The following is a 25402-nucleotide window of genomic DNA, read 5'->3' on the forward strand; positions in this document are numbered from 1 at the left end:
TTATCTCGTACGGGTCGGGGGCGACTACCGCCATCGGCCCACCCGCTGACGAAGAAGGTGTCGCATTTGGCGTTCCGGCGTACAGCACCGCCTCCCAATACCGTTCTTGGCGGAAGCCCCTCCGGGCCGCCTCGCCGCGCACGCGACTTCGTCTCTATCTTCCAGCTCACATCCAAGGACGACGCCTTTTGGCCTCGTCCTTTTTTATTGCCCTCATGGAGGCTTTGATGACCAAGCGAGCCCTGAAGCGGATGGCGCGCGAAGGCGCGTATGAGACCGGCCAATACGGTGATGACGCCAAGGTGCGTCGCCTGCCGGTGGATGTTCGCGAACGGGGGAACAGCTGGAATCCATTGGGACATGATGGCGCGCCCAACAATCCGGAGCGCGATCAGAGCTACCTGAAAACCATAAAACCAAAGTCGCCAGGCCAGGCGCAGTTGATGGAAGCCATCGACGAGAAGAACCTGGTCATGGCGCTGGGTCCGGCCGGCACCGGCAAGACCTACATCGCCATCTCCAAGGCCGTGGAGGCTCTGGAGGCCGGCCGCGTCGGCCGCATCGTGCTGTCGCGCCCCGCCGTCGAGGCCGGCGAGTCGATCGGCTACCTGCCGGGCGACATGGAGGACAAGCTGGCCCCCTATCTGCGCCCGCTCTACGACGCCCTGACCGATCGCCTGTCGGTCAAGCGCATGCGGGCGCTGATGGCCGAGGGCGCGATCGAGATCGCCCCGGTCGGCTTCATGCGCGGCCGCACCCTGAACAACGCCTTCGTGGTCATCGACGAGGCCCAGAACTGCACCTACATGCAGCTGAAGATGCTGCTGACGCGCCTGGGCTGGAGTTCGACCATGGTCGTCACCGGCGACCCGAACCAGTCGGACCTGCTGCCCGGGATCTCGGGCCTGGCCGATGTCGCGGCGCGGTTCGAGGCGGTCGCCAACATCGCCGTCGTCCATCTGGCCGACCGCGACATCGTCCGTCACCCGCTGGTCGCCGAAATGCTGGGCGTCCTCTAGCGCTCCTTTAGAACAACCATCCCCTGGGGCCCTCGTTTCGATCCGAAACGGGGGCCTTTGGGCCTTCATGGCCCCAAATCCGAGCTTGAGTTGCGGGCGGTCGGACGTGCAAGGTCCGCCGTCTTAACTTTTCCCGGACTCGTTCATGGCCGACCCCGTAGCGCCGCGCACAGAACTGACCCTGAGAGGGGTCCTCCTCGGCGTCCTGATCACCCTCGTCTTTACCGCCGCCCAGGTTTATCTGGGCCTCAAGGTCGGCCTGACCTTCGCCACCTCGATCCCCGCCGCCGTCATTTCGATGGCCCTGCTGCGGGCGTTCAAGACGGCGACCATCCAGGAAAACAACATCGTCCAGACGATCGCTTCGGCGGCGGGCACGCTGTCGTCGGTGATCTTCGTGCTGCCGGGCCTGCTGATGATCGGCTGGTGGGCGCACGTTCCGTTCCTGCCCACCTTCGGCGCCTGCGCCGTCGGCGGCATCCTGGGCGTGATGTACACCATCCCCCTGCGCCGGGCCCTGGTCACCAACTCCAACCTCCCCTACCCCGAAGGCGTCGCCGCCGCCGAGGTGCTGAAGGTCGGCACCGGCTCGCGTGAAGGCGCCGCGGAGGGCAAGGCGGGCCTGGTCGCCGTCGCCCTGGGCACCCTGGCCTCGGCCGCCTTCGGCGCCCTGGCCGCCGCCAAGATCTTCGCCGCCGAAGTGGCCGGCTACTTCAAGGCCGGGGCCGGCGCGACGGGCATCGGCGCCTCCAGCTCGCTGGCCCTGATGGGCGCGGGCCACCTGATGGGCATCACCGTCGGCATCGCCATGTTCGCGGGCCTGGCCATCGCCTGGGGCGTGCTGGTCCCGATCATGACCACGCTCCACCAGATCCCCGGCGCCGACGCGGCCACCCACGCCCTAACCGTCTGGAAGACCGAAGTCCGCTTCATGGGCGCCGGCGTCATCGGCGCGGCCGCCATCTGGACCCTCGGCAAACTGGCCGCCCCGATCTGGAGCGGTCTGGTCTCGTCGTTGGACGCCGGCAAGGCCCGCAAGGCCGGCGGCGTCATTCCCCGGATCGAGCAGGACATCCCGATCACCATCGTCGGCCTGATCTCGTTGCTGTTGCTGGCCCCGGCCGGCTGGTTCCTGGCCCACTTCCTGGTCGGCGGCCCGATCGCCCACCTGACGGTCCCGCTGGTCGCCATCGGCATCGGCTACGTCCTGATCGCCGGCCTGCTGGCCGCCGCCGTCTGCGGCTACATGGCCGGCCTGATCGGCTCGTCCAACAGCCCCGTCTCGGGCATCGCCATCCTGACCGTGCTGGGCGCCTCGCTGATGGTCGGCGCGGTCGGCCGCGGCCTCATCGGCCCGGACGTCACCAAGGCCCTGGTCGCCTTCGCCCTCTATGTCACCACCGTCGTCCTGGCCGTAGCCGTGGTCGCCAACGACAACCTGCAGGACCTGAAGACCGGCCAGTTGGTCGACGCCACCCCGTGGAAGCAGCAGGTCGGCCTGATCATCGGCGTCATCTCCGGCGCCATAGTGATCCCGTTCGTGCTGGAGCTGCTGAACCTGTCGAACGGCTTCGCCGGCGCCCCGAACCTGAACGCCATCGCCAACGACCCTCTGGCCGCGCCCCAGGCCACTCTGATCTCGACCCTGGCCAAGGGCGTGCTGGGCGGCGACCTGAACTGGAGCCTGCTGGGCATTGGCGCCCTGATCGGCCTGGCCCTGGTCGCTATCGACGAGACCCTGCGCAAGACCTCGGCCGGCCGCTACAGCCTGCCGGCCCTGGGCGTGGGCCTGGCCATCTACCTGCCCAGCACGGTCACCGCGCCCGTCGTCGTCGGCGCCGTGGTCGGCTGGGTCTACGACAAGCTGGTCGACAAGGACGCCACCGGCGAGGCCGCCAAGCGCCTGGGCGTGCTGGTCGCCTCGGGCTTCATCGTCGGCGAGAGCCTGTTCAACGTGGCCTTGGCCGGCCTGATCGTCGGGACTGGCAAGGGCGAGCCTCTCGCCCTGCCGTTCGCGCCATCCGAGCACGTCGGCATGATCCTGTCCCTGATCGCCGCGGCGATCGTGGTGTTCGGCCTCTACAACTGGGCGCGCGGCGCGGCCAAGAAGACGGCCGAGGCCTGAGGCCGGAGATGTTGAAGGTCTGGGGCCGCCGTTCCTCCTTCAACGTCCAGAAAGTGCTGTGGCTCGTGGGGGAGCTTGATCTTCCCCACGAGCACGTCCCCGCCGGCGGCGACCACGGCGGCCTCGACGACCCCGACTTTCTGGCGATGAACCCGCATGGGCGGGTCCCGGTCCTCGACGACGGCGGCGTGGTCGTCTGGGAGTCCCACGCCATCCTCCGCTATCTCGCCGCCCAGCATGGCGGCCCCGCCTGGTGGCCCGAGGCCCCCGCCGACCGCGCCGAGGCCGACGGCTGGATGGACTGGACCCAGACCGCCCTGCAGCGCGACTTCCTGACCGGCGTATTCTGGGGTTGGTACCGGACGCCGGAAGCCCAGCGGGACAACCGCGCCGTCGAAGCCGCTCTCGCCGCCTGCGCCCGCCACTTCCAACTGCTGGACAAGGTGCTGGCCGATCGACCGTTTCTGAGCAGCGATGCGCCGGGGCTGGCCGACATCCCGGCCGGCACGCACCTCTACCGCTACTACGAACTCGAGATCGAACGGCCGAAGACGCCGAACGTCGAGGCCTGGTACGCGCGGCTGCGCGATCGCCCCGCCTATCGCGAGGCCGTCATGATCCCATTCGGCGAGATGAAGGGCCGGCTGGCCTACTAAGCGGCGCGGCCTAATCCGCCGCCAGGATCGTGAACATCAGCTCGGACCGCCCACGATAGCCCAGCGACTCATAGAGCCCGATGGCCGTGGCGTTGTCGGCGTAGCTGTGCAGGAAGGCCTTCTCGCCCGTCGCCAGGATCGTGGCCGTCACCTCGCGCAACAGGCGCGCGGCGTAGCCCTTTCCGCGATGGTCGGGATGGACGCAGACGCCGCTGGCCTCGGTATAGCCGTCAGGCCGCATCCGCTGGCCGGCCATGGCGACCAGCTGGCCGTCGACTCGCACGCCGATGAAGTCGCCCAACTGGTGGGTGCGCGAGAAGAACGGGCCGGGTTTGGTCAGAGTGGCCAGGGCCAGCATTTCGGCGGCGTCGGCGTCGCCCAGCGGCAGCATGTCGAAGGCCACGTCCCAGGCCGGCGCGACAGTCTCGGCGACCATCTGCAGGCACGGCGAACTGGAGACGATCTGTGTCCCGGGCGGGGCCGGCGGCGTGGTCGGCTCGACCAGGCCGACGGTCCCTATCTCCCGGACCAGCGCGCCCAGATCGGCCGCGCTCTGCGGGCTGTCGTCCAGCGTCCCGGCGAACAGGCCGAAATCCGGATGCATTCGTACGGCGCCGCCACGCCGGACCACCAGATGGCTCTGGCGCCCCGTCAGGGTGGAGATAGCGGGGCGGTCGAGAACGTGAGCGGTCATGCGTCCATTCAAGCGGGACAATAGGCGGCGATCAACGCCTTGACGGCGCCGACCACAGCCTTGGCCGGCTTGTCGTCGCCGTCGAACATCTGGCTGGAGGTGAAGACGCCCTCGATCAGCAGCATCATGGCGTCGCCCAGAGCCTTAGGATCGGACGCGCCCATCTCGACCGCCTTGGCCCGCAGGCGATCGCGCAGGTCCTGCTTGTGGACCTGCGACACCTGGCGGCCCGCGTGCTCACGGTCGGGGTACTCGACCACCGCGTTGGACAGGTTGCAGCCGCGATAGTCGTCGCCGCCCGAGCGGTCGGCCAGCACCTGGAAGTAGGCGATCATCTGGGCCTTGGGGGCGTTCGGATGTAGCGCCTCGGCCGCCTCGAACCGCGCCCAGAAGCCGGCCTCGACCTCGCGCAGCACGGCGGCGACCAGCTCATCCTTGGACTTGTAGCTGCGATAGAGGCTGGGTTTGGTCACGCCCGCCTTGGTGACGATCTCGTCGACCCCGACCGCGCGGATGCCCTCGCGATAGAACAGCTCGCGCGCCGTGTCGAAGATGCGTTCGGCGGCGCGCGGCGTAGGACCATAGGGCCCTTTGAGAATTTCTTCGGGTGTTCGATCTGACATGATGCTTGACGATGTTACTTACCGGTACGTATGTAACCGAACAACCCCGTACCGATCGGTTACATAGAGACGACGCATGACGACCGCCAGCCGCCTGACGCGCCAACGCCCGTTCGGCCAGAACTACGCCTTCGTGGTCGCCGGGGCGATCTTCCTGGCCCTTTTGGCCGCCGCCGGCCTGCGCGCCGCGCCGGGCGTGCTGATCCTGCCGCTGGAGAAGGCCTTCGGCTGGGATCGCGGTTCCATCTCCCTGGCCGCCGGCGTCGGCATCTTCCTCTACGGCCTCACGGGCCCCTTCGCGGCGGCGCTGATGCAGTCGTTCGGCCTGCGCAAGACCGTGACCCTGGCCTTGCTGTTGATGGCGGCCTCGACTGGGCTCTCGGCCTTCATGACCGCCTCATGGCAGTACGTGGCGACCTGGGGTGTGCTGGCGGGGTTCGGCAGCGGCGCGGTGGCCATGGTGTTGGGGGCGACGGTGGTGAACCGCTGGTTCGTCGCCCGGCGCGGCCTGATGCTGGGCCTGCTGACCGCCTCGACCGCCACCGGCTCGTTGATCTTTCTACCAGGCATGGCGCTGATCGCCGACCATGGCGGCTGGAAGCCGGTCGTGGTCACCGTCGCCATCGTCTGCCTGGTCCTGGCCCCGCTGGTCTGGCTGCTGATCCCCGAGCGCCCCGCCGATGTCGGCCTCAAACCCTATGGCGCGCCGGACGACTACGAGGCCCCCGCCCCGCTGAACGGCGCCAACGCCCTGGCCTACGCCTTCCAGGCCCTCGGCCGCGCGGCCAGGACCCGGACCTTCTGGCTGCTGTTCCTGGGCTTCTTCATCTGCGGCCTGACCACCAACGGCCTGGTCGGCGTGCACATGATCGCCTTCTGCGGCGACCGGGGCATGCCCGAGGTCAAGGCCGCTGGCCTCTTGGCGCTGATGGGCTTGTTCGACCTCTTCGGCACGACGGCGTCGGGCTGGCTGACCGACCGCTATGACAGCCGCAAGCTGCTGTTCGTCTACTACGTGCTGCGCGGCCTCTCGCTGATCTACCTGCCGTTCTCGGACTTCTCGGTGATCAGCCTGTCGGCGTTCGCGGTGTTCTACGGCCTCGACTGGATCGCCACCGTGCCGCCGACCGTACGCCTGGCCACCCAGGCCTTTGGCGAGCGCGACGGCCCGATCGTGTTTGGCTGGATCGCGGCGGGCCACCAGTTGGGCGCGGCCACGGCGGCCATCGGCGCGGGCATGATCCGCGCCAGCCAGGGCCAGTATGTCGAGGCCTTCATCATCGCCGGCGCGGCGGGCCTCGTCGCCGGCGTGGCCTCGCTGATGATCCGCCGCGCGGTCCCCAAGCCAGCTCTGGCCTGAGGCGCGCGGCGATCAGAGAGGGTTAGTCCAGGTCTTCGGCCAGGATGGCCATTTCGAACATGAACGAGCCGTCCTCGTCCTCGTCCTGGAAGAGGACGCCGATGAATTCGCCAGCGACTTCGACCTCGGCCGAGTCCTTCTGCTTGGGGCGCGGCTTCACGGCGATGTGCGGGTTGCCGAAGGTGCGCTTCAGGTGCTTTTCGAGCTTGGCGATGTCGTTGGCGTCCACGGGGGGCCTCTTGTTCTAGCTATGCGCCCGGGAGCGCGTTGTCGGGGCGAAACTAGCGTCCGGGGCGTGGCGCGCAAGCGCTTCCGGCGGATGAGGTGTGGACGCTCCTTCGGCCAGCAGCCAGTCGCGAAAAAGGACGGCCTCTTCGGTGGCTCCGTCGGGCGGCGTGACGGCCACGATCTTGGCCCGGCCGGGCGCGAAACCGAGCGGCGCCACGAGGCGTCCGCTGGCCAGGTCGCGCTGCACGAAAGCCCACGGCCCGATGGCCACGCCCATGCCGGCGGCGGCGGCTTCCAGCATGTAGAAATAGTGATCGAACTCCTGCTCGCTAACGGGCGGCGGCAGGTCGACGACCTCGAAATTGCGCGCCCAGTCCGACCAGCTTTCCGGGAAGGTGCGGGTCAACAGGCGCGGCAGGGCGCAGACCTGCCCCAGGGTCATCGGCGTTTTGGCCAGTTCAGGGGCCATCACCGGCCCATGGAAGTGCTCCATGAACGGCGTCGCCACCGAGTCGTAGGTCACCACCGTGTCGGGCGAGCGCATGCGGATGGCCAGGTCGATCCCGTCGGCCTTGAAGTCGAACGGCCCGTTGGACTCCGCCACCCGCACCGGGATGTCCGGATGCGCCGCCTGGAAGCCCGGCAGGCGCGGGATCAGCCACTTCATGGCGAAGGTCGGCAGGCAGGAGACGACCAGCGGCCTGGGACCCGCGGGGACCGGGCGCGGCACGGCCGCCTCGATCTGGTCGAAGGCCGGCGACAGGGCCTGGGCCAGCTTCAGCCCAGCCTCGGTCATACGGAGGCGGGTGCGCGGGCCTTCGGTCAGGGCGACGCCCAGATGCTCTTCCAGTTGGCGGATCTGGCGACTGACCGCGCCATGGGTCACGCACAGCTCGGCGGCGGCCAGGGTCATGCGCCCATGTCGGCCGAACGCCTCGAAGGCGCGCAGGGCGTTCAGGGAGGGCAGTTGTCGGCGAGCCATGTGATTAAACCTCACAGAAGACCGACCGATAAGTCGTTATTCGAAGCCGCGCAACCGATGGATAGTCGCGCGCATGCCCGCCGCCGCTCCGCAACGCATCACCCTGCCTCAGGTCCTGGCCCTGATGGCGATCTGGACCGCCGTGATCTACGGCGTCACAGCCAAGCGGCCGCCGGACACAGAGCAAATCTCATTGAAGAAGCCCGCCCCCATCGCCTGCGCCAGGCAGGGCTGATCCGCGAAATCAGGGTCCAGATAAGGGTTGGGCCCCGGCGCGTTACGCTGCCGGGGCCCAGGTCCGCCCACTAGGTCGGGGGGGCGTAGAGGGGCGGACGTGAGATAAACGCCAGCCCCTGAACGTGGTTCCGCCAGCTACTTCGTCGGTGCGAGTTTTATTTCGTAGAGCTTGGGCCACAGCTTGCCGGTGACGAACAGGCGGTCGCCGACGGCGTCATAGGCGATGCCGTTCAGCACGTCGTCCTGGGTCCCGGTGACGCCGGCTTCCTTCAGCAGGCCCGCCAGCTCGATCCAGCCGATGACGTTGCCGGTCTTGATGTCGATGCGGGCGATGCGGGTGGTCTGCCAGACATTGGCCAACAGCTCGCCCTTGACCCATTCCAGCTCGTTGAGATTGCGCACCGGCACGCCGTGGTCGGTGATCTCGATACGGCCGGTCTCCTTCAGGGTGTCGGGATCCAGGAAGCGGATGAACGAGGTGCCGTCGCTCATCATGATCCGCTTGTCGTCGCGGGTCAGGGCCCAGCCCTCGCCCGGATAGCTGAACTCGCCGATCCGTTCGAAGCTGTCGATGTCGTAGATGATCCCGATCTCGTCGGTCCAGGTCAGCGCGTAGAGCCGGTTCTTCCAGTCGACGACGCCCTCGCCGAAATAGCGGCTGTCGACGATGCGCTCCTGCTCGGAAACGCCGGTCTCCAGGTTCCACTTGCGGATGAACGACCGGCCCTTCAGGCCCGTGCTCTCGAAGATGAAGCCGTCGCGATAGAACAGGCCTTCGGTGAAGGCGGCGGTGTCATGCGGATAGGCCTTCACGACCGCGTAGCCGCCGACCGGCGCGGTCGCGGCCAGGGCGCTGGTCACGAGCACGGACGACAGGATCAGCCCACTCAGGCCGCGAAGCAAAGCGCCCATGGGCATCCGCGCGATCAGATGTCGGAGCCGTTGTAGACGGTCTCGGCCAGGGTGTGGTCCATGGTCCGGGCCGGCTCCTCGCAGGTCGGGCAGTTGACCAGGCGCGCGGGTACGCCCGCCGCCGTGCAGTGAGCGGGCACGGCCCGCAGCACCACCGAGCCCGAGGCGATCTTGGCGTAGTCGCCGACGGTGATGTTGCCCAGCACCTTGGCCCCCGCGCCCAGCAGGACGCCGTTGCCGATCTTGGGGTGACGATCACCGCGATCGGCGCCGGTGCCGCCCAGGGTCACGCCGTGCAGCATCGAGACATCGTCGCCGACCACCGCGGTCTCGCCGATGACGATGCCGGTGCCGTGGTCGATGAACACGCCCTTGCCGATCCTGGCGGCGGGATTGATGTCGACCTGGAAGACTTCGCTGGACCGGCTCTGCAGATAGAAGGCCAGGGTCTCGCGGCCCTCGGTCCACAGCCAGTGCGACACGCGGTGAGTCTGCAGAGCCAGGAAGCCTTTGAAGAACAGGAACGGCTGGACATAGCCCTTGCAGGCGGGATCGCGCTCGAACACCGCCTTCAGGTCGGCCTCCGCCGCCTCGACGATCGAGGGATCGCTCTTGAACGCCTCGGCGGCGAACTCGCGCGCCGTCATCGCCCGCATCTCCTGGTCGCCCAGCTTCCGCGCCAGCTGAAAGGTCAGAGCGTCGGCCAGATTGTCATGACTCAGGATCACCGCGTTCAGCAGCGAGGCCAGGGCCGGTTCGGCCTTGGCGGCATGTTCGGCCTGGTTGCGCAGGGCGATCCAGACGGGGGTTTCCGTCTCCGGCGTCACGACTTCCAGAGGCTTGGCCATCGGGCTCTCCCTTCCCAGAGGCAGTACTCATAGAGCATTTTTTTGAAAAATGCTCGAACCAGCCGATGAAAGCCGGCTATTCCAAGACGAGAGCCGCCAACTCGGCCGGCAGTTCCCCTCGGACGGCCATATGGTGCGTCCGCAGCAGTAACGCCACCGTAATTGCGTCGGGCATGTGGCCGGCGATCGCCGCGTCCAGCGCTTCTCGGAACGGCACGCGGGCGACGGCCAGGTCCTCGGTCTCGTCCGGCGCGGTCTCGGTGGGCGACAGGTCCATGGCCAGAAAGCCGTGGCAGATCTCGTCGGTGACCGAGTTGGAGAGCTCCATCCGTAGGATCTGCCGCCAGTCGGCCGCCCGCAGGCCCACCTCCTCGGCCAGTTCGCGCTTGGCGCCGTCCAGCGGATCCTCGTCCAGCGGCGCGCCGCCTTCGGGCAGCTCCCAGCTGTAGTTGGCCAGCGAGAAGCGGTTCTGCCCGACCAGCGTCACCGTGCCGTCCGCGTGCAGCGGCACGACGCCGATCGCCCGGTTCTTGAACCCGACCTTGCCGTAGAGGGCCGGCCGGCCCGTCGGGGCGATGGCCTGATACTCGGTCAGGGTGATCCACGGGTTGTCGTACACGACTTGACGGGACGAGACGCCCCAGGGCTTTCCGTGCGGCTTCAGCCAGGCGGGCTTTTCGGACATGGCGGCTCACGCGACTTGTGGCGGCCGCGCCGCGGCCATAGTTGATCGGCTTATATCGCTTCGGAGAGATCGTCTTGGCCGCTTCCGTTCCCCCTGCCCCTGAATTCGCCGAGACGCTGCCGATCGAGGCCTCGCCCGAAGTCGTCACCTTCCTGGCCAGGCGGCGCTCGGCCTCGGCCATGAGCCTGGCCGTCCCGGGGCCGGACGACGCCCAATTGGCCGATCTGCTGCGCGTCGCCGCGCGGGTGCCCGACCACGGCAAGCTGGCCCCCTGGCGGTTCGTGATCCTGAAGGGCGCGGCGAAGGACGCCTTCGCCGAGCGGATCACCCAGCTGGCCAACAGCCAGGCCAATCCGGCCAAGGCCAACGCGGCTCTGCGCAAGCTGACCCGTCCGCCGGTCGCGGTGGCCGTAATCTCGCGCTTCATCCCGGGCGAGATCCCCGAGTGGGAGCAGCGCCAGAGCGCCTCGGCGGTTTGTCATCAGTTGCTGTTGGCCGCGTCAGCCCTGGGCTGGGGCGCCAACTGGATCACCGACTGGTACAGCTACGACCCACGCGCCAAGGCGATCCTCGGTGTGGCCGAGGGCGAGCAGGTCGCCGGCTATCTGTACCTGGGCACGGCGACGGAGCAGCCGCAGGAGCGCGTGCGCCCCGACGTGGCGGCGATCACCACGGAATGGAGCCCTAGCTAGGCTCGCCGCGTTCCTTCAGCACAACGAGGACACCCCATGGCCAAGCGTAAAGACCCCTGGACGAGCCTGGCCTTTGACTCCTGGTCTCTGGGGCTGGAAGCCTCGACCGTGATCGGCCTGCGCATGATGAAGCTCGCCGCCGGCGGGGCGGCGGCCCAGGCCGAGGCCCAGCTGATGGTCGGCGAGAAGGTCGCGACCAGCATGACCTTGCCGATGCTGGCCATGACCGGCCAACTGGGCGCCTCCGGGCCGGCGATCGCGGCGGGTTCTCTGGCCCATCTGCGCAAGAAGGTGCGGGCCAACCGGCGGCGGTTGGCGAAGGGTTAGGCTTCCACCGCCAACCCCAGCCGCGCCTGGACCGCCTTCACATAGGTCGGCCCCACCGGCACCGCGACACCGTCCCGCAGCACCAACGCGATCAGGCCCTTGCCGAGGCGGTTGACCGCCTCGACCCGGTCGGGGCTGACGAAGGCCGAGCGGTGGACGCGGATCATCTTGTTGGGATCGAGGCCCTGCTCCAGGGCGCTCATGGTGATGCGGTGGATGTGGCTGCGGGTGGCGGTGTGCAGCAGGACGTAGTCCTTGGCCGCCTCGATCCAGTCGATCTCGCTGACCGCCACGCGGACATGGCCGTGGCGGGTGGCCACCCAGATGCCGTCGAGGTCGTTTTCCCGAGCCGGCGCGGTCGCCGCCTCGGCCTGTTCGAAGACCTTCTGCAAGGTGCGGCGGCGGCGAGCCCGCTCGACGGCCTGGCGCAGGCGGTCGAAGCGCACGGGCTTGAGCAGATAGTCGGCCGCCTCGACGGCGAAGGCGTCGGCGGCATAGACCTCGAAAGCGGTGACGAAGACGATCTCGGGCCTGTGCTCGGCCGGCAGTTCGGACGCCAGGGCCAGGCCGCTCAGCTCGGGCATCTGGATGTCGAGCATCACGAGATCGGGCGACAGGTCGGCGATGGCCTGCGCCGCCTCCCGACCGTTGCGGGCCACGCCGACCAGTTCGGTGTCGGGGATCTGATCGAACAGGGCCGTCAGCCGCTCCAGGGCGGCGGGCTCGTCGTCAACCAGCAGGACCTTCAGCCGCATCAGGCCGCCCTCGCCTGGGTTTCCAGCGTCAGCGGGATGCGGATCAGCACCAGGAAGCCCCGCTCTCGCGGAGCCGCCTGCAAGACGCCGCGCGCGCCATACAACACCTCCAGCCGCTGGCGGACATTGGTCAGTCCCACGCCCATGCCGCCCGCCGCCTGGGCTCCAATAGGATTTGGCGCCTCCCCGTCGTCCTCGATGATCACCACCAGGTCATCGCCGTCACGGGAGGCCTCGAGGCGGATCGTCACGGGCCGGCTGGTCGGGGCGACGCCATGCTTGACCGCGTTCTCGATCAGCGGCTGCAGCACGAAGCTGGGGACCAGCGCTCCGCGCAGATCGTTGGGACACGAAAACTCGACGCCCAGCCGGTCGCGGAAGCGAACGCTCTCGATCTCCAGATAGGCCTGCAGGGTGGCCAGCTCGTCCTCGAGCGGGATGATCGCCTGGGGATCGGCCGCCAGGGTCAGGCGCAGAAACTCGGCCAGGCGGGCCAGCATCGACTCGGCCTCGTCGTTGCGGCCGGTGATCACCGAGGCCGAGACGGCGTTCAGGGTGTTGAACAGAAAATGCGGATTGAGCTGGTAGCGTAAGGCCGCCAGTCGCGCGGCGCTAGCCTGGGCCTCGGCGGCCAGGGCCTGGGCGCGGGCGTCGGCCAGCTGCCGCTCGCGCTCGTGGGTGACGCGCAGGGCGATCATCATTAGATACAGCGCGCCCAGCAAGGCGAACATCCAGGCGGCCATCAGGAACTGACCGGCCGCGCGGGCCGCGATGGCCCGCCCCGTCGGATGGGCGCCATCCAGCATGGCGCGCACGGGACCGCCGACGACCATGTCGAACACGGCGATGACCGCGGCGAGGCCGAGCACGGTCGGGACCAGGGCGGCGAACCGGATCGCCCCGTCCTCGCGCGTCGTCAGTCCCGCGCGCCGATAGACCAGGATCGACAGCAGCAGCCCCAGGGCTGCGAACAGGACATAGCTGGCCGTCACCCCGGCCAACGGCGGCTTGCCCGCGGCCAGGGACGGCAAACCGAACAACAGCATGTCCAGTCCCCAGACGCCCAGGGTCAGGATCGCGGCCTGCCGCGACAGAGGGGAAGATCTTGAGCCGGCGTCCGGAGCGGTCATGCCTTCCAGTGTAGCCGAAGGCGGCGAAAGCGCAGCCCGCGTCCGGCGCGCCGGCGTCCGCTTTCGTCGCTCCGCCGCCCGCTCACGCGGCCCGGTCGCACGAGACCCGACAGCGCTTCTCCGCTGGGCGATGAAGGCGCGACCGCCTCGGCCAGGCGCCCCTGGCCAAATCCCTCAGACAGGTGAACCCCGTCCGGGGCGGTTGCTCCAAAACCTCCTGTCGCCGCGCCTCAGAGGCGCGGCGACGCCTTTTCAGCCTCGACCGCGATACGGGGCCACGCCCTGGTCGGGGACCCACAGGCCTTCCGGCGCCGGGCCGGTCTGCCAGAAGACGTCGATCGGGATGCCGCCGCGCGGGTACCAGTAGCCGCCGATGCGCAGCCAGCGGGGCTGGGCGACCTCGACGATCTTGCGGGCGACCTTGACGGTGCAGTCCTCGTGAAACGAGCCGTGGTTGCGGAAGCTGGTCAGATAGAGCTTCAGCGACTTGCTCTCGATCAGCCAGTCGCCCGGCGCATAGTCGATCACCAGGTGAGCGAAGTCCGGCTGGCCGGTGACGGGACACAGCGAGGTGAACTCTGGCGCGACGAAGCGGGCCAGGTACAACACGTCGTGCTGCGGATTGGGCACGCGCTCCAGGGTGGCGGCTTCGGGGCTCTCGGGCGCGTCGACGACGCGGCCCAGCTGGGTGACGTTGAGATCGGTCATCGGCGCGATTTAGGCTCCCGCGCCCCGCGAGACAAGCCATGCGCCTGCCGCTACAACGTCGCAAACACTTGTTTGGGAGAGAACCATGTCGGGACGGGACTTCGACGGCTTCACGGTGGTGATCACGGGGGCCTCCACGGGCCTGGGCCGCGCGATCGCGGTGGAGGTCGCCCGGCGCGGCGCGGGGCTGGTGGTCGTCAACTACGCCAGCAGCGCCGACGCGGCCGCGGAAACCGCGCGCCTGGTCGAGGCCGAGGGTTCGAAAGCCGTCCTGGTTCAGGGCGACGTCGCCAATGACGAGGACTGCAAGAAGATCGTCGCGGCGGCCGCGCCGACCGGCCGCATCGACGCCCTGTTCAACAACGCCGGCGTGACCAAGTTCGCGCCCAACCACGCCGACCTCGACGCGGTGAACGCCGAGGACTTCCTGAAGCTCTATGCGGTCAATGTCGTCGGCGCCTTCCAGATGGTCCGCGCCGCCCGCGCGCTGCTGGAGGCCGCGCCGTCGCCGGGCGCCGTGGTCAACACCAGCTCCATCGCGGCGGCCCAGGGGATCGGCTCGTCGGTGCCCTATGCCGCCTCCAAGGGCGCCATGACCACCATGACCCTGTCGCTGGCCCGGTCGCTCGGCCCGCGCATCCGCGTCAACGCGGTCTGCCCCGGCTTCATCGACACGCCATGGTTCAAGGACGTGCCCGACGACTCGATGGAACGCCTGCGGGCGGGCGCCGCGGCGGCGACGCCGCTGAAGGTCGCCTCGACGGCCGAGGACATCGCCGGAGCCGCGGTGTTCCTGGCGTCACCAGCATCGCGCCACGTAACGGGCGAAACGCTTCTGGTCGATGCGGGTCTGCACCTGGGCGGAGCAAGTCTTTCAATGCGGTAAAGCCACAGGCCAAGCGCTATCGTCTTTTTAAGCACCTGTGACTTGTCTGCGTCCATTCTGAAGCAAAAGCGTCACACTGCGCTCAAACTTTGAGCTTTGGGCGCCGATCTTGCTGGCGCTTCGAGTCCCTCGGTTGCAACAAAGCATACGCCCTCAACTAATCCTTGGGGGACGCAAGCGCTTGCAGGCGCGCGTCGGGGTTCCGGGTCCACAGCCCGGAGAACGACACAGAAAAGGGGATAGAACTATGAAAGCCATGAAGATCGCGCTGGCCTCGGCCGTCGCCACCGTTGCGCTGTCGGGCGCCGCGATGGCCCAAGAATTGAAGCTCGCTCCGAACATCGCCTTCACCAGTGATTATGTCTTCCGCGGCATCAGCCAAACCCAGGAAGATCCGGCCATCCAAGGCGGCCTGGATCTGACCTACGGCAAGTTCTACGCCGGCGTGTGGGGCTCGAACGTCGACTTCGGCGTCAAGGATCCGGACCTGGAAGTCGACGTCTATGCCGGCGTGAAGCCGACCGTGGGCGACACCTCGTTCGACTTCGGCGTGCTGTACTACGGCTACCGCAAGGACAAGAACGGTGCGCCGGGCGCCAACAGCTACACCGAATTGAAGGCTGCGGTGTCGCGCACCTTCGGTCCGGCGACCCTGGGCGCCGCCGTCTACTACTCGCCGGAATGGCCGGGCAAGGGTGGCGACGCGACCTACGTCGAAGGTAACGCCGCCCTGCCGCTGACCAAGCGCTTCACCGTCTCGGGCGCCGTCGGTCACCAGGAAATCGAGAACTACACCAGCTACAACACCTGGAATGTCGGCGTCGGCTATCTGGTCGGTGAAAACCTGACCGTCGACGTTCGCTATCACGACACCGACGAGCACAGCCTCGGCAAGATCTACGACAGCCGCGTGGCCGTCAGCCTGAAGGCCGCGTTCTAAGCTCACTTGAGTTTAGAGACCAAAAGACGAAGCCGCCCCGGTTCGCCGGGGCGGCTTTTTCTTTGTCGGCCTAGGTTGCGGGCGCTTTAGGCGGCCGCATGGCCAGGACGGCGACGAACACCACCGCCGTCACCGCCGCGAACAGTTCGAAGGTCGGCGAGAAGCTCCCCAGCCGGTCGCGCATCGCTCCGGCAATGAACGGCCCCGCCGCCGAGACCGCGCCGACCAGGCAGGTCAGGGAGAACAGCTCCAGATTCGACTGGCGGCCATAATAGTTCAGCAGCAGCACGGTCACGGCCAGCACGGTCAGGCCAAAGCCCACACCCGTGCCGATGGCGTAGAGCAGCATCAGGGCCGGGCTCGCGGCCTTGGCCAGGGCCAGCAGGCCGACGACCAGCATCCCTTGCGCGAAGATCAGCAGCCAGCGCGGATCGACCCGGTCGCCCAGCGCTCCGCCGGCCAGTCGGGCCAGGGTCTGCATCAGCGATTCCAGGCTCAGCATCTTGGCCGCGAGCGCCGCGGCCGCGACCGAGGCGACGCCCGCGGCGACTCCCAGCTCCGTCAGGTGAGTCACCGAGACGCTGGCCACGGTCACGCCGACCAGCAGGTGGCTGAAATAGGCCGCCACCAGGATGTAGAACTGCGGGGTCCGCAGCGCCTGGGGCACGGTCCACTCATAGGGCGTGCGGTAGACACGGGCGTTGGCCGGGGCCTGACGGGCCTCCTGCTCGACTTCCAGGTCGACCGCATGGGCGGCCTGGTTCAGCCACTTGGAACCGCCGACCATGAGGGCGCAGGCCAGGCCGACGACGGCGGCCAGCCCGGCCTGGACGATCCAGTAGGCTCGCCAGTCGTTGCCGCTCATGCCCATCAGAGTCAGGGTCATCCACGGCCCGGCCGCGCCGCCCAGCGAGCCGAAGGTGAAGTAGACGCCGAACGGCAGGGCGCGCTTGCGAAACAGCGACGACAGGACGTGGGTGCCCGGGATCAGGGCCGCCATCTGGAAGCCGACGCCACAGGCCGCCGCGCCGACATAATAGCTGAGCAGGCTCTCGGAATTAGCCAGCCCCAGGAACCCGGCCGCCAGCACCGCCGCGCCCAGCAGCAGCGTGCCGCGCACGCCGATCCGGCGGATCAGGATGGCCGGCAGCCACGACGAGGCGCCCGTAAAGACTCCCAGCACCGAAAAGCCCAGGAACGCCTTCTCGAAGCTCCACTTGAGCTCGCCGATCATCGCCGGCAGGACGACGCCCAGCGAGCCGTAGGTCGAGGCGGTGATCAGGAACAGCAGCAGGCTGAACGCCACCAGCAGCAGCCACGGGCGGAAGCGGTCGTCAGGCTTGGTCACGATCAGAACGTCCGCTTCAGGGTGGCCCGCCACTCCCTCCCCTTGCCCGGCAAGGCGCCGAGGTTGGCGTAGGTGTCGGCGTCGGGGGTGAAATAGAACTTGTTGAACAGGTTATCGATATTGACCGACAGGGTGTACGGCCCGTGGTTCACGAAAGCTGAAGCGTTGACCACCGAATAGGACGGATAGCGCACGGCGTTCTGCACGGTGCCCGCCGTGCGACTGACATGGCTGACGCCGACCGTCGCGCCGGCCTGGCCCCAGTCGTAGCCCTTGCTGGTGTAGGTTCCGTACAGGCTGACCACCGACTTCGGGATCAGGGTGTAGGCGTAGTCGCCACTCCGTCCCGGCAGGCTGGCGAAGCTCCACACCACGTACGAGCCGCCATAGCTCTGGGCCCCAGGGACGCCCGCCGTATAGGCCGGGATGTACTGGAACGAGGCGTCCGGGCCCTTGATCGTCGTGCGCTGACTGTTGCCGGCGAGGGTGAACGACAGGCGCTCCGACGCCAGCCAGCGGACCTCGACCTCGACGCCCTTGGCGCGCGTGCCCTGCACGACCGGCGGGGCGATGGCGCCGGCGATCTGAGTGCGGTTCTGGCGATAGGCCGCCAGCGAGCCGATCAGCGTCCCGCGCAGCAGCTGGAACTTCACGCCGGCCTCGGTCAGGTCCGAGCTCGACAGCCACGAGCCGTCGGCCACCAGGTTCGGCGCGACGTCGCCGGCCTGGCTCATCTCCAGCGCGGCGGCCTTGGCGTAGCTGACATAGGGCATCAGGCCGATCGGCAGCTTGTAGGTCAGGCTGGCGCCGTAGGTGGCCTTGTTCCGATCGTCCGCCTGCTTGCCGGCGATGACGTAGCTGAGGACGCCGGTGTCTTCGCTCTCAACGCTGTAGTGATCCCAGCGACCGCCCAGCACCAGGTTGAAGCGCCCGGCCTCGATGTCGGAGGTGATGAAGACGCCGGTCTGCTTCCAGGTCGAGCGGTTGTCGTTCTCCCACTGCAGGCCGATGTCGCCGGCTTCCGTGTCGAACGGGCTGTCGATGGTGTCGGTCGGCGTGGGGCCGAAGCTGATGTCACGGCGATCGAGCGCGATCAGGCCGCTGTTGAAGCTCTCGCGCCGGCGGCCCTCGAACCAGCGATGCGCGCCGCCGACCAGGGTGCGGGCGTGAACGGCGCCGACATCGGTCGGGAAGGCGTAGGTCAGGCGGATCTCGCTGACCTTGGCGTCGGTCGTGGCCGGATAGCCATAGGAGACGAAGCGGCGGTTCTCCAGCCGGTCGTGGAACAGCTGCAGCTTGATCGCGCGGTCGCCGCCCAGGTCCTTGGCGAGGTCGAAATAGAGCGTCTGGGTGTTGGTCTTCGAGAAGTCGGCGGGGCTGATATAGACCGTGCGTCTGTCCAGCTTCGTCGTGCCGACGCCGGTGTCCAAGGTGTGGGCCGCGTCGGTGCTCGGGAAGCCGTAATACGGGATGTAGAGGGCGCTGGCATAGGGGTAGAACCCCACTTCATTGGGCGTGAGCTTGCCGTTGTGGTCGGCGTCGAGCAGCGATGTGTCGCGGCCGGTGATGTAGGTCCGGTTGTCGATCAGGTCCTGGGTCAGGCGGTTCCAGCCCGGCGTCTGCACGTCGCCGTCCGAGTGGAACGCCATGCCGCCGAAGGCCGTGCTCCAGCCGTTCCCCAGGTCGAAGTCAGACGAGACCTCCAGCGTCTGGTGACGCGGATAGACGCCCTTGTAGTAGCTGTGGCTGTCCTCGGCCTCGCCATAGACATAGACGCCGCCCTCGGCCCCGCCGAGGTTCACGGGCGCGCCGAACTGGCCGGTGACCAGCTTCTTGTTGTAGCCGCCGACCGTGGCGGTGAGCTCACCCTCCGGCTTGGCCAGGAAGCGGCCCTCGTCGCGGGCTGACTTGGGGATGAAGTTGACCAGGCCGCCGACCTTGCCGGCGCCATAGACCGGGGTCGGAGGGCCGCGCAGGATCTCGATGCGCGAGGCCCCGCCGATCGGGGTCGAATAGGTCCCGCGGTTCTCCACGCGCTTGAAGCCCCTGAAGTAGTTCTCGGCCAGGGTGCCGCGGATGTTGAGCGCCCCGGGCACGCCATAGAAGCTGGCGGTGTGGGTCCCCGGCGAGACCTTGGTGACGCCATCCAGGGTCAGCACCCCGTAGCGCTCCAGCGTCACGTCGCTGACCAGGCTGGCCGAACGCGGCGTCTCGATCAACGGCTTGGCGAGGCCGAAGACGCTCGTGCTCGGCTGCTTCTCCAGCAGGCCCGCCTTGTCGCGCGCCACGATGATCACCGCATCGACCTGATCGGCCACCTGGTCTTCCGCATGCGCCGCGAACGCGGTCGTGCTCGAAAGAGCCAGGATGCTGGCGGACAGGAGAACGCTTCTGGACGACATCGGAGTTTCGGCCTTCACGCCGACGGGCGGGAAGGCCTGGCGGTCACGCTCCGATATCTGGGTATGTCTTGATCTTCGTCAAAATGCCTTCTGACATTTCAGAAGAGATTGCGATGACGCTGTGACCGGAAAGACGCAGGTCTTATGAAGCTGCTCGCCCGCATCGCGGGGGAGGATCCAGGCGTCTAGGCCGCGCCGACGTGCGGCCGGGTCTGGGCCTCCGGCTGGACGTTCAGGATCCGCAGCATGGCGTTGCGCGAGGCCTCGGCGTCGCCGCCGGCGATGACGCGGGCGACCTGGCGGTGCTCCTCGATCTCGTCCAGCAGTTCCTGCTCCGTGGCGCCGTTGAACGAAAACACCCAGAAGCGGGCGGCCTTGTGCTGCAGCGGGATCAGGATCCGGGCCAGGGCCAGGTTGCCGGAGGCGCGGGCGACCAGGGCGTGGAAGCGCAGGTCCATGGCCACCAGGGCCGGCAGGTCGCAGATCTTGGCGGCCGCCTCGCCCTCGGCGAAGACGTCGTACATCGTCTGGGCCTCGCCCTTGGAGGCGTGCTTGGCCGCCAGGCTGGCGCAGTGCGGCTCGATCAGCACCCGGGCGTCGTAACCCTGGCGCAGCTCGACCAGATCCAGCGGCGCGACCGTGGTGCCCGAGCGGGCCCGGCGGATCACCAGACCCTCCAGCGCCAGGCGGCCCAGCGCGTCACGCACCCCGGCCAGGCCGGTGTCGTAGTGGGCGGCCAGCGACTGCTCGTCCAGACGCGCGCCGGCCGGCAACTCGCCCAGGATCAGGTCCAGCAGGATCCGCTCGTAGACCTTGGTCTTCTGCAGGTCCGGCGACCAGTCCTCGAGCCCCGAGGAGTTGGCGACGTCCAGCACCAGGGTGCGAGCGGCGTTGAGTGAGGGCGAGGCCATGGGCGATCCGTGAGCGGCGGTCGCTGATAGGTAATGTGAAATTTCAGGGGTGGCTAGGGCGACTAGAACGCCGGGATCACCGCCCCTGCGTACTTCTGCTCCATGAACGCCTTGACCTCCGGCGTCGTCAGGGCCGCGGCCAGCTTCTTGACGCGCGGGTCATCCTTGTTGTCCGGACGTCCGACCAGGTAGTTCACGTAGGGACTGGTCTTGTCCTCGATGATCAGAGCGTCCTTGGACGGGTTCAGCTTGGCGTCCAGCGCGTAGTTGGTGTTGATCACCGCCAGGTCGACCTGGTTCAGCACGCGCGGCAGGGCCGGCGCTTCCAGCTCCTTGAACTTCAGGTTCTTCGGATTGCCGGTGATGTCGCGGAGCGTGGCCAGGGCGTTCGTGGGGTCCTTCAGGGTGATGACGCCGTTCTTGGCCAGCAGGATCAGCGACCGCCCCTCGGTGCTGCCGTCGTTGGGAATGGCCACCGTGGCGCCGTCCGGCAAGGCGGCGATCGACTTCCACTTCGACGAATAGGCGCCGATCGGCTCGACGTGGACGCCCTGGATCGGGATCAGGTTCGTGCCCTTGTCGTGGTTGAAGCTCTCCAGATACGGCAACGTCTCGAAATAGCTGACGTCGATGCGCTTCTCGGCCACCTGGGTGTTGGGCTGGACGTAGTCGTTGAACACCTTGATCTCGATGTTCAGCCCCTCGGCGGCCAGCTTCGGCTTGATGAACGCCAGCACCTCGGCGTGCGGCACGGCGGTGGCGGCCACGGTCAGGGTGTCGGGCGCGCTGGCCTTGGGTTCCTTCGGGCCGCACGCAGCCAGAGCCATGGCGGCGAGGCCGAGAACGAGAATAGCGCGGCGGGCGACCATGAACGGCTCCATAAGGCGATCTGACGGGTAGGCTTTTGCCTCGTCAGCGCCTCTTGAGGAAATCAGATTTCCTGAGGGCCTGTCGAGCGATCGCTTGACCCGGCCTCCGAACAGGCGGCTTGGAGGGGGATGGCCAAGGAAACCGTCCACATCGTGCAAGCCTATGTCGCGGGACGCGGCAAGGGCCTGAAGGCCGAACAGCAGATCGGCTGCAAGACGGCGGAAGAGGCGCGCCGCAAGGCCGAGCGGCTGGCGCCGCTGCGCGAAGGCGTCGTCGCCTTTTCGGCCAGCGCCGACGTCGAACTGGGCGACTACGACGAGAACCCCGACATCCTGTTCAAGGCCGGCCGCCTGCCGCACCCGTTCGACCAGGCCTAGGGGCCGAAACCTCGTCCTTCGACAAGCTCAGGATGAGGTTTCTACTCGAACGTCAGCATTCGTCCTCACCCAGAGCTTGTCGAAGGGCGAGGACGCCCCCGAGGCCTCTAGTCCTCGTCGTTCGCCGGCTCGGGTACGTCCGGCTCACCGTGGATGACCCAGTTGGCGATGAAGTCGGGCGTCTCGCCGGCCAGGGTGGTGACGCCCGCCTCGGCGATCTGGATGGCCGAGGTCTGGGGCGGCAGGGTGTAGGTGTCGCCATCGTGCTCGCCCAGCAGGTCCAGCACGATGCCTTCGTCCTCGGTGGCGTCGATCACCACGCCGAAGAACTGCTGGCGCTCGGCCACCTCGCCGTCCTCGTCGAGGAAGGTCAGGTTCATCAGCAGGGTCTTGCCCAGCATGCTCTTGGCGAAGGCGGCGTCCCAATGAGCGTCGAGGGGTTGGTCGCCTTGGTCGATATCGTCGGTCATCGTCAGCTCTATTTGTGCGAAACGCGACGCACCACCGCATCGCCGATCATCTGCAGCACCTGGACCAGCACCAGCATCAGCGCGACGGTGACGATCATCACGTCGGTCTGGAAGCGCTGGTAGCCGAAGCGGATGGCGAGGTCGCCCAGGCCGCCGGCGCCGACCACGCCAGCCATGGCGGTGTAGGAGACCAGGGCCACGGCGGTGACGGTCGCGGCGGCCACCAGGCCCGGCAGCGCCTCGGGCAACAACGCGCCCAGCACCACCTGACGCCGCTTGGCGCCCATGGCGAAGCTGGCCTCGATCACCCCTTTGTCGACCTCGCGCAAGGCGGTCTCCACCAGGCGCGCGAAGAACGGCGCCGCGCCCACCACCAGCGGCGGGATGGCGCCGGCCACGCCCAGCGAGGTGCCGACCAGCGCCACGGTCAGCGGGATCATCACGATCAGCAGGATCACGAACGGCACCGAGCGCAGCACGTTGACCAGCAGCGACAACAGGCCGTTGGCGACCTTGTTCTCCAGCATCTGGCCCTTGCCGGTCAGGAACAGGATGACGCCCAGCGGCAGGCCCAGGGCGATGGTCAGCACCAGCGAACCGCCCAGCATGGACAGTGTATCGATGGTCGCCTGGCCGATCTCGCTCCAGTCGATATTCGAGACGCTCATCGGGCGGTCTCCCCGGACAGCTCGTCGACACGCACGCCGAAGGCCTGGAACTGAGCGATGGCCGCGGCGACGTCGCCACCGGTCAGGGCCAGGGTCAGCTGGCCGTAGGGCGTCTCGCGCAGGCGGTGGATGCGCCCGCCCAGGATCGAATAATCGACGCCGGTGGTCCGGGCCACCTCGCCCAGCACCGGCTTGTAGGTCGCCTCGCCCCGGAAGGTCAGGCGCACCACGCGGCCCGACAGGGCGGCGTCGGCGGCGGGTTCGCCATCGGCCTCGCGCACGAAGCGGCGGGCGGTGGCGCTCTTGGGATGCAGGAAGACGTCCTCGACGGGCCCCTCCTCCACCAAGCGCCCCGCGTCCAGCACGGCGACGCGGTCGCAGACGCGGCGGACCACGTCCATCTCATGGGTGATCAGCACGATGGTCAGGCCCAGCTCGCGGTTCAGGCCCGAGATCAGGTCCAGAATCTGTTCGGTGGTCTCCGGGTCGAGGGCGCTGGTGGCCTCGTCGCACAGCAAGACCTTGGGATTGGTCGCCAGCGCCCGGGCGATGCCGACCCGTTGCTTCTGGCCGCCCGACAGCTGGGCTGGATACTTGTCGGCGTGGGCGGTGAGGCTCACCCGCTCCAGCAGCTCGGCCGTGCGCGCCTTGACCTCGGCGGCCGGACGCCCGGCCAGCTTCAGCGGGAAGGCGACGTTCTGGGCGACGGTCTTGCCCGACAGCAGGTTGAAGTGCTGGAAGATCATCCCGACCCGGCGACGCAGGGCGCGCAGGCCCTCGACGCCCAGGGCCGCGACGTCGTCGCCGTCGACGATCACCTTGCCGCCGGTCGGCGTCTCCAGCCCGTTGATCAGCCGGATCAGCGTCGACTTGCCCGCGCCCGAGGCGCCGATCACGCCGAACACCTCGCCGGCCTTCACCGATAGCGAGACCTCGCGAAGGGCCGCGTGAGCGCCCCCTTCCTTGCTTGAGGCCGCATAGGTCTTGGAAACAGCCTCGAAGGCGATCACGACAAGAAGATCCTGTGATTTTCGGAGCGCTGCACTTAGGCGCTCGCGCTCCGATAGTCGAGGCTCCGGGTTACGGCTGCTTCACCACCGCCCCGCCCTTCATCACGAACACCGGCTTTTCCAGCACCGTCACGTCGGCCAGCGGATCGCCGGCCACCGCGATGATGTCGCCCCAGCGGCCGACGGCGACCTGGCCGACGTCCTTGGTCTGGCCCAGGGCCTCGGCGGCGGTCAGGGTCGCGGACTGGATCGCCTGCAGCGGCGTGGCGCCATAGCGGACCATGACCGCGAACTGCTTGGCGTTGTCGCCGTGCGGATAGACCCCGGCGTCGGTGCCATAGACCATCTTCACCCCGGCCTTCAGCGCCTTCTTGAAGTTCTGGCGCTGGATCTCGCCGATATCGCGGTCCTTGCGCAGGTTATCCTCCAGGACGCCGTTCTTCTTGCCCTCGGCCTGGGTGTAGTCGGTGTTGTAGATGTCCATCGAGAAGTAGGTTCCGTGCTGGACCGCCAGCTTGATCCCCTCGTCGTCGACCAGGCTGGCGTGCTCGATGGTGTCGATCCCCGCCTTGATCGCCTCGCGGATGCCCGCCGCGCCGTGGGCGTGGGCGGCGACCTTGATGCCGGCCATGTGGGCCTCGTCGGCCACGGCGTGCATCTCGTCATAGGTCAGCTGCTGCTGACCCGGCTCGTCGCCGCGCGAGAACACCCCGCCCGTCGCGCAGATCTTGATCACCTGGGCGCCGTACTTCTTCAGCGTCCGGACCGCCTTGCGCGCTTCGTCCGGACTGTCGATGTTGTAGGGTCCCTTCTCGTCCATCGACGGCGGGAAGAAGGTCGAGTCGCAGTGGCCGCCGGTCGCGCCGATCGCCCAGGTCGCCGTGACGATGCGCGGGCCGATTACATAGCCGCCGTCGATCGCCTCGCGCAGGCCGACGTCGTCGAAGTCGGCCGAGCCGACGTTGCGGATGGTGGTGAAACCCGCCTCCAGCGTCTTCTTCGCGTTGGCGACCTGCACCACGCTCCAGAAGCGATCGCTGTATTCCAGGCTGTTATAGCCGCCGATCTCGGCCAGGCCGTCGATATGGGTGTGCATGTCGATCAGGCCCGGCAAAAGGGTCGCGCCTGGCAGGTCGACGACCTTGGCCCCGGCGGGAACCACGTCGCCCTTCTTGCCGATGCTGGTGATGCGACCGTCGGTGACGATCACCAACGGGTTGTCGACATACTTGCCGCTGGCCACGTCCAGCAGCCGCGCGGCGCTGACCGCCTCGACCTGCGCCGCGTTCGCCGCGCCCGCCGCCAGCACGCCCGCCGCCAGCACCGCGGCCTTGATCCCCTCATGCATTCGATCCGTCCCCATCCAACTTGAGCGGAGGACGCTAGCACGCCCGCGCGCGCCGTCGAGCCTCCACCCCGCTCGCCGGATCTGACCGAGCCCGGGAACCTTCGGCGACACCAGCCGCATCCGGCCTCCGCTGACGCCTGGCCAGCCGAGATGCAAGCCAGCGTCGGCACGTCGCGGCGTCAACAAGCCGT

General features: G+C 68.1%; 26 protein-coding genes and 3 pseudogenes. 11 read left to right on the forward strand and 18 right to left on the reverse strand.

Annotated elements, in window-relative coordinates; genetic code table 11:
• The first annotated feature begins 215 nt into the window (after positions 1-215).
• The 3 genes from AC07R7_RS19530 (at position 216) to AC07R7_RS19540 (ending at position 3800) form a co-directional block, all read left to right on the forward strand.
• The gene (locus AC07R7_RS19530; protein ID WP_492885574.1) at positions 216-1019 is read left to right on the forward strand and encodes a PhoH family protein; all 804 of its coding nucleotides are present in this window, start codon (positions 216-218) and stop codon (positions 1017-1019) included.
• 145 nt (positions 1020-1164) lie between these two features.
• On the forward strand, positions 1165-3144 hold the full coding sequence (locus tag AC07R7_RS19535; protein WP_494636350.1) for an OPT family oligopeptide transporter: 1980 nt from the start codon (positions 1165-1167) through the stop codon (positions 3142-3144).
• Between the two features lie 8 nt (positions 3145-3152).
• Entirely contained in the window at positions 3153-3800 is a 648-nt protein-coding gene (locus AC07R7_RS19540; RefSeq protein ID WP_494636351.1) for a glutathione S-transferase family protein, read from the forward strand.
• A gap of 10 nt (positions 3801-3810) precedes the next feature.
• Here the strand turns inward: AC07R7_RS19540 and AC07R7_RS19545 are convergent, their stop codons facing one another.
• Together AC07R7_RS19545 and AC07R7_RS19550 are read right to left on the reverse strand one after the other, a co-directional pair.
• The gene (locus tag AC07R7_RS19545; protein ID WP_494636352.1) at positions 3811-4494 is read right to left on the reverse strand and encodes a GNAT family N-acetyltransferase; all 684 of its coding nucleotides are present in this window, start codon (positions 4492-4494) and stop codon (positions 3811-3813) included.
• Between the two features lie 8 nt (positions 4495-4502).
• Positions 4503-5117 carry a TetR/AcrR family transcriptional regulator gene (locus AC07R7_RS19550; RefSeq protein WP_494636353.1) on the reverse strand — a complete coding sequence of 205 codons (615 nt, stop codon included), beginning with the start codon at positions 5115-5117 and terminating at the stop codon, positions 4503-4505.
• Between the two features lie 76 nt (positions 5118-5193).
• Here AC07R7_RS19550 and AC07R7_RS19555 point away from each other — a divergent pair, with 76 nt between their 5' ends.
• Complete coding sequence (locus AC07R7_RS19555; RefSeq protein ID WP_492885583.1) at positions 5194-6477, forward strand: MFS transporter; 1284 nt, start codon at positions 5194-5196, stop codon at positions 6475-6477.
• Between the two features lie 22 nt (positions 6478-6499).
• On the opposite strand, the gene AC07R7_RS19560 is transcribed toward AC07R7_RS19555, so the two are convergent.
• Together AC07R7_RS19560 and AC07R7_RS19565 are read right to left on the reverse strand one after the other, a co-directional pair.
• Positions 6500-6706, reverse strand: a complete 207-nt coding sequence (locus AC07R7_RS19560) for a DUF3126 family protein (protein ID WP_099576144.1) — start codon at positions 6704-6706, stop codon at positions 6500-6502.
• Positions 6707-6721: 15 nt separating this feature from the next.
• Positions 6722-7687 (reverse strand): LysR substrate-binding domain-containing protein, encoded by a 966-nt coding sequence (locus tag AC07R7_RS19565; RefSeq protein ID WP_494636354.1) that lies wholly within the window; start codon positions 7685-7687, stop codon positions 6722-6724.
• Between the two features lie 73 nt (positions 7688-7760).
• Here AC07R7_RS19565 and AC07R7_RS19570 point away from each other — a divergent pair, with 73 nt between their 5' ends.
• Positions 7761-7922 carry a hypothetical protein gene (locus AC07R7_RS19570; protein WP_492840214.1) on the forward strand — a complete coding sequence of 54 codons (162 nt, stop codon included), beginning with the start codon at positions 7761-7763 and terminating at the stop codon, positions 7920-7922.
• 137 nt (positions 7923-8059) lie between these two features.
• On the opposite strand, the gene AC07R7_RS19575 is transcribed toward AC07R7_RS19570, so the two are convergent.
• From AC07R7_RS19575 to AC07R7_RS19585, 3 genes and pseudogenes are all read right to left on the reverse strand, one after another.
• Positions 8060-8836, reverse strand: coding sequence for a glutaminyl-peptide cyclotransferase (locus tag AC07R7_RS19575; RefSeq protein WP_494636355.1), 777 nt, complete (start codon positions 8834-8836; stop codon positions 8060-8062).
• Between the two features lie 14 nt (positions 8837-8850).
• Complete coding sequence (cysE, locus tag AC07R7_RS19580) at positions 8851-9684, reverse strand: serine O-acetyltransferase (protein ID WP_492840217.1); 834 nt, start codon at positions 9682-9684, stop codon at positions 8851-8853.
• Positions 9685-9760: 76 nt separating this feature from the next.
• Positions 9761-10439, reverse strand: a pseudogene (locus AC07R7_RS19585) (NUDIX domain-containing protein).
• Between the two features lie 4 nt (positions 10440-10443).
• Between AC07R7_RS19585 and AC07R7_RS19590 the strand changes: the two are divergent.
• Positions 10444-11061 carry a nitroreductase family protein gene (locus tag AC07R7_RS19590; RefSeq protein ID WP_494636356.1) on the forward strand — a complete coding sequence of 206 codons (618 nt, stop codon included), beginning with the start codon at positions 10444-10446 and terminating at the stop codon, positions 11059-11061.
• A gap of 36 nt (positions 11062-11097) precedes the next feature.
• Positions 11098-11388 (forward strand): hypothetical protein, encoded by a 291-nt coding sequence (locus tag AC07R7_RS19595; RefSeq protein ID WP_494636357.1) that lies wholly within the window; start codon positions 11098-11100, stop codon positions 11386-11388.
• Here the strand turns inward: AC07R7_RS19595 and AC07R7_RS19600 are convergent.
• The 3 genes from AC07R7_RS19600 to queF form a co-directional block, all read right to left on the reverse strand.
• Positions 11385-12143 (reverse strand): LytR/AlgR family response regulator transcription factor, encoded by a 759-nt coding sequence (locus AC07R7_RS19600; RefSeq protein ID WP_494636358.1) that lies wholly within the window; start codon positions 12141-12143, stop codon positions 11385-11387. The genes AC07R7_RS19595 and AC07R7_RS19600 overlap by 4 nt on opposite strands.
• Positions 12143-13273 (reverse strand): sensor histidine kinase, encoded by a 1131-nt coding sequence (locus AC07R7_RS19605; protein ID WP_494636359.1) that lies wholly within the window; start codon positions 13271-13273, stop codon positions 12143-12145. Before AC07R7_RS19605 ends, AC07R7_RS19600 begins: the two co-directional genes overlap by 1 nt.
• 252 nt (positions 13274-13525) lie before the next feature.
• Complete coding sequence (queF, locus tag AC07R7_RS19610; protein WP_125155770.1) at positions 13526-13981, reverse strand: preQ(1) synthase; 456 nt, start codon at positions 13979-13981, stop codon at positions 13526-13528.
• 68 nt (positions 13982-14049) lie between these two features.
• On the opposite strand from queF, the pseudogene AC07R7_RS19615 reads away from it, so the two are divergent.
• Positions 14050-14867: pseudogene (locus AC07R7_RS19615) on the forward strand (SDR family NAD(P)-dependent oxidoreductase).
• A gap of 247 nt (positions 14868-15114) precedes the next feature.
• Positions 15115-15807 (forward strand): TorF family putative porin, encoded by a 693-nt coding sequence (locus AC07R7_RS19620; protein ID WP_492885599.1) that lies wholly within the window; start codon positions 15115-15117, stop codon positions 15805-15807.
• A gap of 70 nt (positions 15808-15877) precedes the next feature.
• Here the strand turns inward: AC07R7_RS19620 and AC07R7_RS19625 are convergent, their stop codons facing one another.
• The 4 genes from AC07R7_RS19625 to AC07R7_RS19640 all read right to left on the reverse strand — a co-directional run bounded on the left by AC07R7_RS19625 (position 15878) and on the right by AC07R7_RS19640 (position 21349).
• A complete protein-coding gene (locus tag AC07R7_RS19625; protein WP_494636360.1) occupies positions 15878-17155 on the reverse strand; it encodes an MFS transporter in 1278 nt (425 codons plus the stop codon).
• Between the two features lie 2 nt (positions 17156-17157).
• Positions 17158-19575, reverse strand: coding sequence for a TonB-dependent siderophore receptor (locus AC07R7_RS19630; RefSeq protein WP_494636361.1), 2418 nt, complete (start codon positions 19573-19575; stop codon positions 17158-17160).
• A 167-nt stretch (positions 19576-19742) separates the two neighbouring features.
• Complete coding sequence (locus tag AC07R7_RS19635) at positions 19743-20468, reverse strand: GntR family transcriptional regulator (protein WP_492840237.1); 726 nt, start codon at positions 20466-20468, stop codon at positions 19743-19745.
• 62 nt (positions 20469-20530) lie between these two features.
• Positions 20531-21349, reverse strand: a complete 819-nt coding sequence (locus AC07R7_RS19640; protein ID WP_494636362.1) for a MetQ/NlpA family ABC transporter substrate-binding protein — start codon at positions 21347-21349, stop codon at positions 20531-20533.
• A 117-nt stretch (positions 21350-21466) separates the two neighbouring features.
• Here AC07R7_RS19640 and AC07R7_RS19645 point away from each other — a divergent pair, with 117 nt between their 5' ends.
• Both AC07R7_RS19645 and AC07R7_RS19650 read left to right on the forward strand, forming a co-directional pair.
• Positions 21467-21715 (forward strand): hypothetical protein, encoded by a 249-nt coding sequence (locus tag AC07R7_RS19645; protein WP_082009197.1) that lies wholly within the window; start codon positions 21467-21469, stop codon positions 21713-21715.
• 10 nt (positions 21716-21725) lie between these two features.
• Positions 21726-21811: pseudogene (locus AC07R7_RS19650) on the forward strand (hypothetical protein); the annotation flags it as partial.
• An 11-nt stretch (positions 21812-21822) separates the two neighbouring features.
• Here AC07R7_RS19650 and AC07R7_RS19655 read toward each other — a convergent pair.
• From AC07R7_RS19655 to AC07R7_RS19670, 4 genes are all read right to left on the reverse strand, one after another.
• A complete protein-coding gene (locus AC07R7_RS19655) occupies positions 21823-22185 on the reverse strand; it encodes a hypothetical protein (RefSeq protein ID WP_494636363.1) in 363 nt (120 codons plus the stop codon).
• A gap of 8 nt (positions 22186-22193) precedes the next feature.
• Complete coding sequence (locus tag AC07R7_RS19660; RefSeq protein WP_494636364.1) at positions 22194-22853, reverse strand: methionine ABC transporter permease; 660 nt, start codon at positions 22851-22853, stop codon at positions 22194-22196.
• A complete protein-coding gene (locus AC07R7_RS19665; protein ID WP_494636365.1) occupies positions 22850-23863 on the reverse strand; it encodes a methionine ABC transporter ATP-binding protein in 1014 nt (337 codons plus the stop codon). Before AC07R7_RS19665 ends, AC07R7_RS19660 begins: the two co-directional genes overlap by 4 nt.
• 70 nt (positions 23864-23933) lie before the next feature.
• A complete protein-coding gene (locus AC07R7_RS19670; protein ID WP_494636366.1) occupies positions 23934-25211 on the reverse strand; it encodes a Xaa-Pro dipeptidase in 1278 nt (425 codons plus the stop codon).
• Positions 25212-25402 lie beyond the last annotated feature (191 nt).

Source organism: Caulobacter sp. GW821-FHT05F04, from assembly GCF_059419665.1.

Excerpts from the sequence above, each read along its gene's own strand:
- AC07R7_RS19550 (WP_494636353.1), bottom strand. The coding sequence starts at position 5,117 with ATGTCAGATCGAACACCCGAAGAAATTCTCAAAGGGCCCTATGGTCCT.
- AC07R7_RS19595 (WP_494636357.1), top strand. The coding sequence starts at position 11,098 with ATGGCCAAGCGTAAAGACCCCTGGACGAGCCTGGCCTTTGACTCCTGG.
- AC07R7_RS19660 (WP_494636364.1), bottom strand. The coding sequence starts at position 22,853 with ATGAGCGTCTCGAATATCGACTGGAGCGAGATCGGCCAGGCGACCATC.
- AC07R7_RS19655 (WP_494636363.1), bottom strand. The coding sequence starts at position 22,185 with ATGACCGACGATATCGACCAAGGCGACCAACCCCTCGACGCTCATTGG.
- AC07R7_RS19635 (WP_492840237.1), bottom strand. The coding sequence starts at position 20,468 with ATGGCCTCGCCCTCACTCAACGCCGCTCGCACCCTGGTGCTGGACGTC.
- AC07R7_RS19605 (WP_494636359.1), bottom strand. The coding sequence starts at position 13,273 with ATGACCGCTCCGGACGCCGGCTCAAGATCTTCCCCTCTGTCGCGGCAG.
- AC07R7_RS19600 (WP_494636358.1), bottom strand. The coding sequence starts at position 12,143 with ATGCGGCTGAAGGTCCTGCTGGTTGACGACGAGCCCGCCGCCCTGGAG.
- AC07R7_RS19555 (WP_492885583.1), top strand. The coding sequence starts at position 5,194 with ATGACGACCGCCAGCCGCCTGACGCGCCAACGCCCGTTCGGCCAGAAC.
- AC07R7_RS19535 (WP_494636350.1), top strand. The coding sequence starts at position 1,165 with ATGGCCGACCCCGTAGCGCCGCGCACAGAACTGACCCTGAGAGGGGTC.
- AC07R7_RS19530 (WP_492885574.1), top strand. The coding sequence starts at position 216 with ATGGAGGCTTTGATGACCAAGCGAGCCCTGAAGCGGATGGCGCGCGAA.
- queF (WP_125155770.1), bottom strand. The coding sequence starts at position 13,981 with ATGACCGATCTCAACGTCACCCAGCTGGGCCGCGTCGTCGACGCGCCC.
- AC07R7_RS19570 (WP_492840214.1), top strand. The coding sequence starts at position 7,761 with ATGCCCGCCGCCGCTCCGCAACGCATCACCCTGCCTCAGGTCCTGGCC.
- AC07R7_RS19540 (WP_494636351.1), top strand. The coding sequence starts at position 3,153 with ATGTTGAAGGTCTGGGGCCGCCGTTCCTCCTTCAACGTCCAGAAAGTG.
- AC07R7_RS19575 (WP_494636355.1), bottom strand. The coding sequence starts at position 8,836 with ATGGGCGCTTTGCTTCGCGGCCTGAGTGGGCTGATCCTGTCGTCCGTG.
- AC07R7_RS19670 (WP_494636366.1), bottom strand. The coding sequence starts at position 25,211 with ATGCATGAGGGGATCAAGGCCGCGGTGCTGGCGGCGGGCGTGCTGGCG.
- AC07R7_RS19640 (WP_494636362.1), bottom strand. The coding sequence starts at position 21,349 with ATGGAGCCGTTCATGGTCGCCCGCCGCGCTATTCTCGTTCTCGGCCTC.
- AC07R7_RS19645 (WP_082009197.1), top strand. The coding sequence starts at position 21,467 with ATGGCCAAGGAAACCGTCCACATCGTGCAAGCCTATGTCGCGGGACGC.
- AC07R7_RS19545 (WP_494636352.1), bottom strand. The coding sequence starts at position 4,494 with ATGACCGCTCACGTTCTCGACCGCCCCGCTATCTCCACCCTGACGGGG.
- AC07R7_RS19620 (WP_492885599.1), top strand. The coding sequence starts at position 15,115 with ATGAAAGCCATGAAGATCGCGCTGGCCTCGGCCGTCGCCACCGTTGCG.
- AC07R7_RS19565 (WP_494636354.1), bottom strand. The coding sequence starts at position 7,687 with ATGGCTCGCCGACAACTGCCCTCCCTGAACGCCCTGCGCGCCTTCGAG.
- cysE (WP_492840217.1), bottom strand. The coding sequence starts at position 9,684 with ATGGCCAAGCCTCTGGAAGTCGTGACGCCGGAGACGGAAACCCCCGTC.